Below are 7,795 nucleotides of genomic sequence, written 5' to 3'. Positions count from 1 at the left end.
TTGTTGAACAATATTGAATCACGTGCCGCTAAGGATCGTGCTAGGCTGCGGCGCAAATGGAGGTTGCCATGACCGCATGCATCGTCGGCTGGGCGCATTCGCGCTTCGGCAAGCTCGAAGGCGAGACGCTGGAGAGCCTGATCACCAAGGTTGCCGTCGAGGCGCTCGACCATGCCGGCATCGGCCCCGACGATGTGGACGAGATCGTGCTCGGCCATTTCAACGCCGGCTTCTCGCCGCAGGATTTCACCGCGAGCCTCGTGCTGCAGGCCGATGACCGGCTGCGCTTCAAGCCGGCGACGCGCGTCGAGAATGCCTGCGCCACCGGGTCGGCCGCGGTCCGGCAAGGTATCCGCGCCATCGACGCCAACGCCGCCCGCATCGTGCTGGTGGTCGGCGCCGAGCAGATGACGACCACGCCCGGTCCCGAGATCGGCAAGAACCTGCTCAAGGCATCCTACCTTCCGGAAGAAGGTGACACCCCGGCCGGCTTTGCCGGCGTCTTCGGCAAGATCGCGCAGGCCTATTTCCAGCGCTATGGCGACCAGTCGGACGCGCTGGCCATGATCGCTGCCAAGAACCACAAGAACGGTGTCGACAATCCCTACGCGCAGATGCGCAAGGATTTCGGCTATGAGTTCTGTCGCCAGGAAAGCGAGAAGAACCCCTTCGTCGCCGGTCCGCTGAAGCGCACAGATTGCTCGCTGGTGTCGGACGGCGCCGCGGCGCTGGTGCTCACCGACACCGCGACGGCGTTGAAGATGCGGCGCGCCGTGACCTTCCGCGCCAACGAGCATGTCCAGGATTTCCTGCCGATGTCGAAGCGCGACATCCTAGCCTTCGAAGGTTGCGAGCACGCCTGGAACCAGGCGCTGAAGAAGGCCGGCGTCACGCTCGACGACCTTTCCTTCGTCGAGACGCATGACTGCTTCACCATCGCCGAATTGATCGAATACGAAGCGATGGGCCTGGCCAGGCCCGGCGAGGGCGCCAGGCTGGCGCTGGACGGCACGACGGCCAAGGACGGCCGCCTGCCGGTCAATCCTTCGGGCGGCCTGAAGGCCAAGGGCCATCCGATCGGCGCCACCGGCGTTTCGATGCATGTGCTCACCGCCATGCAGTTGACCGGCGAGGCCGGCGGCATCCAGGTGCCGGGCGCGAAGCTCGGCGGCATCTTCAACATGGGTGGTGCTGCCGTCGCCAATTACGTTTCCATTCTCGACCGCATCAGGTAGAAGCTGCCCGCACTAAAAGCAGCGCCCTCTGGCGCGTGCGGGAGGCAGCATGTCCAATCCGGTTCTGGTCGAAGTCACGCGCGGCGCGGTGGTCGAAAGCAGGCACCGCGGCGCCATCAGCGCGTTCGACGCCGACGGCAAGACCGTCTGGGAGATCGGCGACACGGATCGCCCGGTTTTCCCGCGCTCTGCGGTGAAGGCGATCCAGGCGCTGCCGCTGGTCGAATCGGGGGCTGCCGACGCCTATGGCTTCGGCAACCGCGAACTGGCGCTGGCCTGCGCCTCGCATTCGGGCGAGCCCGCCCATGTCGAACTGGCGCGGGCGATGCTCGCCAAGGCCGGTCTCGACAAAACCGCTCTCGAATGCGGCGCGCATTGGCCCAACCATGAAGCCACCCTAGCGCTCGCCCGCGCCGGCGCTGTGCCGAGCGCGTTGCACAACAACTGCTCCGGCAAGCATGCCGGCTTCCTCTGCACCTGCGTGCATTCGGGCATCGCCCATCGGGGCTACGTCAAGGAGGGACACGCGCAGCAGGAGATGGTGCGCGACGCCATGCAATCCGTCACCGGCGCTGCCCACAACACCGGCAATAGCGCCATCGACGGCTGCTCGATCCCGACCTATGCCGTGCCGTTGAAGAGTTTTGCGCTCGGCTTTGCCCGCATGGCGACGGGCAGGGGCTTCTCGCCCGAGCGCGCAAAGGCGGCGAAGCGTCTGCTTTCGGCCTGCATGGCCGAGCCGTTCCTCGTCGCCGGCACCGGCAAGGCCGATGTCGCGCTGATGCAGGCAGCACCGGGCCGCATCTTCGTCAAGACCGGCGCCGAAGGCGTCTATTGCGCGGCCTTGCCCGAGCTCGGTCTCGGCATCGCGCTCAAATGCGATGACGGCGCCGGCAGGGCGGCAGAGGTGATGATCGCCGCGGTGCTTGCGAAACTGCTGCGTGGCGATGAGGCGGTAGCGGTAAGGCTGACCCAGCTCGCCCATCCCGCAGTCGAAAGCCGCATCGGCGCCAAGGTTGGTTCGCTGCGGCCGACGGCGGCACTCAATTAGCGCATGATCCCGAAAGTGGGGACCGGTTTCGGAAAGATCATGCTCCAACAAAAACTAGGTCAGGATGACGTTTCAACGAAACGTCATCCTGACCTAGCCGTCTTCAGCGACAGCACCAAAGTCATCGGATTCTTTGGCGAAGCCTGGAAGCCATAGCGTTCATAAAACGTCTTGGCTTCATCCGATATGGCATGAACCAGGAGACCGCGAATGCCGAGAATGGCGGCCGCTTGGCTGGTCCGCAGCACCGCGTCCTGAAGCAGGGCGACGCCGGGGCCCTTGCTCTGCCAGTTTGCATCGACAGCCAAACGGCCAAGCACAGCCATGGGCACGGGATCCGGCATATTGCGCCGGATCGAACCGGGAGCATCTGCGAGATCAAGTCCACCTGATGAAAGGCAATAATAGCCAACGACGCGCGTGCCTTCCGCAATCACATAGGTTCTGGACGCGCCGCTGACCTGATTGGCACGCGCCCGCCGTCGAAGCCATTGATCGAGGCTGTCGGTCCCGCTTTGAAAAAGGTCGAGGTCGTGGCTATCGGCGAGAAGGACCGGTGCCGATAGCATCAGTCCTGCCAGGGCTTGGGCGCATTCATCAGCCGGGCAAATCCCTCGCCGCGCGGCGGCTGGTCGAGGATATCGAGATAATGCTGATAGCTTTCGGCATCGACCTTGACGAGCGTCTGGTCGAGCAGCGTGTCTTCGGCCGCGCGGTAGGCGGCCTCGATCATGAAGTCGGAGCGGGTCTTGCCGCGTATCTTCGCGGCGCGGTCGATCAGGCTGCGGACATCCTCGCGGATGCGCAGGTTGACGGGCTTGGCGTGGCTGTCCTGGTTTTTGGTGGCCATGGCGATGGTTCCTTCGTAACGCCATATAGCATTTCTGCATACACAATGTGTATCTAAATTTGAGATCAGCGAATTTCGTCGCTCTTGACCCGGAAGAACGCTCCCCTAACAAACTGAGCAGCAACGAGTTCATCTTTTTTGCTAGTCTCCTCCGTCAACGAGCGCCGGGTACTGGCCATGCTGGAAGCGGACAAGGTGTTTGCCGGGTCGATCCCGGAAAATTACGATCGCCATATGGTGCCGCTGATTTTCGAGGCTTATGCGGTGGAGGCCGCACGGCGGGCGGCTTCTTTCTCGCCCTTGGCCGTATTGGAAACCGCCGCGGGCACCGGGGCCGTCACCCGTGCCCTGGCGCCAAAACTGGATCCCGGCAGCACCTATACTGTAACCGATCTCAACCAGCCGAAGCTCGACTATGCGGCGTCGCGCCAGGGCCGCACAGCCTCATTACCTGGCGCCAGGCGGATGCCTTGAAGCTGCCCTTCGACGACGCTGCCTTCGACCTCGTCTGCTGTCAATTCGGCGCGATGTTCTTTCCCGACCGCGCCGCCGCTTATCGCGAGGCAAAGCGCGTCCTGAAGCCTGGCGGGCATTTCCTGTTCAGCGTCTGGGACCGCATCGAGGAGAATATCTTCGCAGACGACGTGACCAATGCCCTGGCCAGGATCTTTCCGCATGATCCGCCGCGCTTCCTGGCGCGTACGCCGCACGGTTATCACGACAAGGATTTGATCCGCGCCGATCTGGCTGCCGCCGGATTCTCCGACGTGGCGATCGATACGAGGGCCGAGCAGAGCCGCGCATCCTCGCCGCGGGTTCCGGCCGTCGCCTATTGCCAAGGAACGCTTCTTCGCAACGAGATAGAGGCGAGGGAGGCCGGGAGCTTGGCGTCCGCGACCGATTATGCGGAAGCCGCGATCGCCGACAGACATGGCCGCGGCGCGGTTGCCGCCAAGATCCAGGCGCACATTATCGTGGCTTCGGTCTAACTGACCTTGTTGCGCTCAACGGTGAGATGCGCGTAGCCCGTATCGGTTGACTGGGTGAGGTCCCCGGTCACCGGATCGGCCCAGCGCTGGCCGATGATGGCGCCGTTTTTCGCGCCGTCGATGACGTTGTCCGAAATGACGGCCGTGCCGGACCCTTCGACGACCGAAACGACGATGCCAGTGCCTGCCTTACGGATGATATTGCCGGTCGCCACGACATTGCGCAGATACGGCCCCCACCCGAGCTGCATGCCATAGAGCGGCGCGTTCTCGACGACATTGCCGGAAACCGTCGTGTCGGCCTCGGCGCTGATGCCGACGCCGAAACCTGGTGGGTCGGCGGTGTAGGGTCCAACCGTCGTCAGGTTGCGCACGATATTGTTCGAGCAGACGGCCATGCGGCCGCCTTCGTTGAAATTGACGATCGAGATGCCGTTGGCGGCGCCGTCGACGAGATTGTTGCTGAGGATCGCGCCTTCGAAGGAGAATTCCGAATAGATCCCGGTCTCGCCGGAGCGCGAGCAGGTGTTGCCGGTGATCTGCAAATTGCTGGCGCTGTTGGCGCGGATCGCGGTGAAGGCGCAGTCGGAGACGACGTTGCCGGAGATGATGACGTTGCCGGCGCGGAAGGCGTTGATGCCGTTGCCGTTCTGGCCGGTGCCGCCGCTGCGCGCGCCGATCCTCTGGACGCGGTTGCCGCTGACGATGGTACCATCCTCCGCCGCCTGCCAGCGATGCACGAGGATGCCGCCATTGGCGCAGTCGGACACCGAGTTGCCGGAGATCTCCAGCCCGCCGGCCTCGATCGAATAGATGCCGGCGTCCGCCGCGCCGGAAATATCGCAGCGGCCGATGCGGCCGACAGCGTGCTCGAGCGCCAGCCCGTTCTTGCCGCTGCCGGTCACCTGGCAGTTGTCGATTGTCAGATGGGCGACGCGGCGCAGGTCGAGCAGCCCCTGCGCGTAGTCGGCCAGCCAGCGGTTGCTGCCGTCGAAGACCAGGCCGGTGAGCTCGATATGCTCGGCCTGTTCCGCCATCATCAGATGGCCGTTGCCGCCATAGACGATGCGCGTCGCGCCGGGCACGCCCGACAGGCGCACGCGGGCAGGCAGCTTGAGGTTCGACACGAGATAGGTGCCGGGCGGCAGGAACACCGGCTGGTCGCGATCGCTGGCCTCGGCCAGCATCCTGGCGAAAGCCTTGCTCTGGTCGTCGACCGCGCCTGGCTGCACGCCGATCTCGGTGGCATCGATCGAGCCGCGCATCGCGGCCATTTCGATGCCGGGCAGCGACTTCGCCGATGCCTTGCCGGCAAAGACGCCGGCGGCGGCGAAGCCGGCGGCCTGGGCAAGCAGCGTTCGTCTGTTCAACATCGGCACAGGTCCTGGCGTTTCGCCCTGTCTGTCGCAGGAATCGTGCCAGCATGGCCTTACCGGCAAACCGCTTGTGCAGTCGCCTCGCCAAGCCTAAGTTCATTTGTATGAGCAGAGCTTTCACCCGCGAAGAAGACAGCGAAAACGCCATTGCCGGCGTCGGCGAACGCCCGGTCAGCACGCACCGCAATCTGGTGACGGAGCGCGGCCTTGCGATGATCGAGGACAACCTCGCCGACCTGCGTGATATGCTCGCCAAGGCCGAACGCAAGGGTGACCGCGAGCGCATCGCGGTGGTTTCGCGCGACCTGCGTTACTGGACCGCGCGGCGCGAGAATGCCGAGCTTTCGGTGCCGGAAGCCGGCAGCGACGTGGTGCGCTTCGGCATGGGCGTCACGCTGGAAGGCGACGACGGCAAGAAGGTGCACTGGCGCATCGTCGGCGAGGACGAGGCCGACCCGTCGAAGGGCTCGATTTCCCATGTCTCGCCGATGGCCGTGGCGCTGTTCGGCAAGAAGGTTGGCGAAGTCGTCACCGTCAATGGCAAGGAATGGGAAATCGTCAAGCTCTCGGACAAGGCCGAGAATTAGTTCCTCAATACAGAAGATTTGACCGGTTGGTTGGTGTGCGTTGCAGGTCCCCTGCCTTGGCGATTGGCCGAGACGCCTATCGCGGTCGTCATCCACGGGCGGAGCAAGGAGCGAAGCGACGCGCGCAGACCCGAGGATCCATGCCGTGACTTGGAAGCGCCGCGGCGGTCCAGAATTCTGCACCGTTGCACATTTCGGTCCAGGTAACGGCATGGATTCCAGGGTCTGCGCGCGTCGCTTCGCTCCTTGCTCCGCCCTGGAATGACGAGGTTCAGAAGCCTCCAGCTCATCGCCAGCGTTTACGCTGACTATCCCGGCGGATGTTGATAGCCTTGCCCTTAAAGCCTGCAATCTTTCGAAATCACTGTGTCGAGGAACTAGCCGTTAGCCAACGTTGAAAGCTTGCGCAGTGCAGCCTCGTATCTGTCCATGACGTCGCGAGCAGCGTTCATTTGCCGTTTGTGGTCGTCATGGCGGATTGGCTTTAGAATGAGGCCGTCGTCGCTTTCGATCATCTGGAGCTCGTCACCGACCTGAAGGTCCAGGCTGTCAAGCATTTCGCGTGGCAGCAGCAACGCTCCCGATCCGTCATCAAGCCCGTGGATAGTTGTCTTGAACATCATCGCGCCATGGTTGTGTCTATTTCCATAGAACAACCTTTCAGCCAAACCGGCAAGCCCTCATTGATCGGACAGCAACCGGTCCATCAGCCGGTTCGCCGCTTCCGGGATCACCGTCCCCGGCGGGAAAATCTCCGCAGCGCCCGCCGCCAGCACCGCGTCATAGTCCTGTGGCGGGATGACGCCGCCGGCGACGATCAGCATGTCGGCATGGCCGAGCTTCTTCAGCGCTTCCTTGAGCTCGGGGATCAGCGTCAGATGCCCGGCGGCTAAGGAAGAGGCGCCGATGATGTCGACGTCGTGCTGCACCGCAAGCTTCGCGATCTCGTCCGGCGTCTGGAACATCGGCCCGACGGTGACGTCGAAGCCCAGATCGGCAAAGGCGCTGGCGATCACCTTCTGGCCGCGGTCATGGCCGTCCTGGCCCATCTTGGCGACAAGGATGCGCGGCTTGCCGCCGGATTTCTTTTCGAACGCCTCGATCTTCTCCTGCAACCGGTCGAGCGCCGGGTTGTCGCCGAGCGCGTCGCGATAGACGCCTGAGATCGTCTGGACCGCAGCCGTATGCCTGCCGAACACTTTTTCCAGCGCCAGCGAAATCTCGCCGACGGTCGCGTTGGCGCGCGCCGCGCGGATCGCGAATTCGAGCAGGTTCTCGCCGCTCTCGGCGGCACGCGTCAGCGCCGCCAGGGCGTTTTCCAGGGCCGCCACATCGCGGGTGCCTTTGAGCCGCTGCAGCTTCGCCAATTGCCGGGCTTTCACCTCGGCATTGTCGATCTTCAAGACATCGACTTCGATATCCGTCTGCGGCCGGTGCGCGTTGACGCCGACCAGAATTTGCTCGCCGGAATCGATGCGCGCCTGGGTGCGCGCCGCAGCTTCCTCGATGCGCAGTTTGGGGATGCCCTTTTCGATCGCCGCCGCCATGCCGCCGAGGCTTTCGACCTCCTCGATATGGGCGAGCGCCCGCGCCGCCAGATCATGCGTCAGCCGCTCGACATAGGTTGAGCCGCCCCACGGATCGATCATGCGCGTGGTGCCGGATTCCTTCTGCAGGATGAGCTGCGTGTTGCGGGCGATCCGCGCC

8 protein-coding genes and 1 pseudogene are annotated in these 7,795 nt (G+C 63.9%); 4 read left to right on the top strand and 5 right to left on the bottom strand.

All coding sequences use genetic code 11. The features are described from left to right. Positions 1-68: 68 nt before the first annotated feature. Both EOA24_RS20655 and EOA24_RS20650 read left to right on the top strand, forming a co-directional pair. Entirely contained in the window at positions 69-1,235 is a 1,167-nt protein-coding gene (locus EOA24_RS20655; RefSeq protein WP_126078403.1) for an acetyl-CoA acetyltransferase, read from the top strand. A 49-nt stretch (positions 1,236-1,284) separates the two neighbouring features. Continuing rightward, positions 1,285-2,286, top strand: a complete 1,002-nt coding sequence (locus EOA24_RS20650; protein WP_126078402.1) for an asparaginase — start codon at positions 1,285-1,287, stop codon at positions 2,284-2,286. Positions 2,287-2,369: 83 nt separating this feature from the next. Here the strand turns inward: EOA24_RS20650 and EOA24_RS20645 are convergent, their stop codons facing one another. Beyond that, positions 2,370-2,855, bottom strand: coding sequence for a GNAT family N-acetyltransferase (locus tag EOA24_RS20645; protein ID WP_126078401.1), 486 nt, complete (start codon positions 2,853-2,855; stop codon positions 2,370-2,372). Beyond that, complete coding sequence (locus EOA24_RS20640; RefSeq protein WP_126078400.1) at positions 2,855-3,136, bottom strand: DUF1778 domain-containing protein; 282 nt, start codon at positions 3,134-3,136, stop codon at positions 2,855-2,857. The genes EOA24_RS20645 and EOA24_RS20640 overlap by 1 nt, the downstream gene beginning before the upstream one ends. 177 nt (positions 3,137-3,313) lie before the next feature. On the opposite strand from EOA24_RS20640, the pseudogene EOA24_RS20635 reads away from it, so the two are divergent. Then, positions 3,314-4,125: pseudogene (locus EOA24_RS20635) on the top strand (methyltransferase domain-containing protein). On the opposite strand, the gene EOA24_RS20630 reads toward EOA24_RS20635, so the two are convergent. Next, on the bottom strand, positions 4,122-5,498 hold the full coding sequence (locus tag EOA24_RS20630) for a TIGR03808 family TAT-translocated repetitive protein (RefSeq protein ID WP_126078399.1): 1,377 nt from the start codon (positions 5,496-5,498) through the stop codon (positions 4,122-4,124). The pseudogene EOA24_RS20635 and the gene EOA24_RS20630 sit on opposite strands and share 4 nt — an antisense overlap. A 107-nt stretch (positions 5,499-5,605) precedes the next feature. On the opposite strand from EOA24_RS20630, the gene greA reads away from it, so the two are divergent. Then, positions 5,606-6,088 carry a transcription elongation factor GreA gene (greA, locus tag EOA24_RS20625; protein ID WP_126078398.1) on the top strand — a complete coding sequence of 161 codons (483 nt, stop codon included), beginning with the start codon at positions 5,606-5,608 and terminating at the stop codon, positions 6,086-6,088. A 377-nt stretch (positions 6,089-6,465) separates the two neighbouring features. Here greA and EOA24_RS20620 read toward each other — a convergent pair whose 3' ends face one another. Together EOA24_RS20620 and EOA24_RS20615 are read right to left on the bottom strand one after the other, a co-directional pair. Further along, positions 6,466-6,711, bottom strand: a complete 246-nt coding sequence (locus tag EOA24_RS20620; protein ID WP_245463225.1) for an AbrB/MazE/SpoVT family DNA-binding domain-containing protein — start codon at positions 6,709-6,711, stop codon at positions 6,466-6,468. A 57-nt stretch (positions 6,712-6,768) separates the two neighbouring features. Continuing rightward, positions 6,769-7,795: methylmalonyl-CoA mutase family protein (locus tag EOA24_RS20615; protein ID WP_189354063.1), on the bottom strand; the 1,027-nt coding region annotated here is incomplete at its 5' end.

The organism is Mesorhizobium sp. M2A.F.Ca.ET.039.01.1.1, assembly GCF_003998035.1.
Lineage (GTDB): Bacteria > Pseudomonadota > Alphaproteobacteria > Rhizobiales > Rhizobiaceae > Mesorhizobium.
Note: the sequence above shows the minus strand (reverse complement) of the source record. Positions and strands in the feature narration are given on the sequence as shown.

What these genes read in the sequence shown, in the direction of transcription:
- EOA24_RS20630 (WP_126078399.1), bottom strand. Translation starts at nt 5,498, where the DNA reads ATGTTGAACAGACGAACGCTGCTTGCCCAGGCCGCCGGCTTCGCCGCC.
- EOA24_RS20650 (WP_126078402.1), top strand. Translation starts at nt 1,285, where the DNA reads ATGTCCAATCCGGTTCTGGTCGAAGTCACGCGCGGCGCGGTGGTCGAA.
- EOA24_RS20620 (WP_245463225.1), bottom strand. Translation starts at nt 6,711, where the DNA reads ATGATGTTCAAGACAACTATCCACGGGCTTGATGACGGATCGGGAGCG.
- EOA24_RS20655 (WP_126078403.1), top strand. Translation starts at nt 69, where the DNA reads ATGACCGCATGCATCGTCGGCTGGGCGCATTCGCGCTTCGGCAAGCTC.
- greA (WP_126078398.1), top strand. Translation starts at nt 5,606, where the DNA reads ATGAGCAGAGCTTTCACCCGCGAAGAAGACAGCGAAAACGCCATTGCC.
- EOA24_RS20645 (WP_126078401.1), bottom strand. Translation starts at nt 2,855, where the DNA reads ATGCTATCGGCACCGGTCCTTCTCGCCGATAGCCACGACCTCGACCTT.
- EOA24_RS20640 (WP_126078400.1), bottom strand. Translation starts at nt 3,136, where the DNA reads ATGGCCACCAAAAACCAGGACAGCCACGCCAAGCCCGTCAACCTGCGC.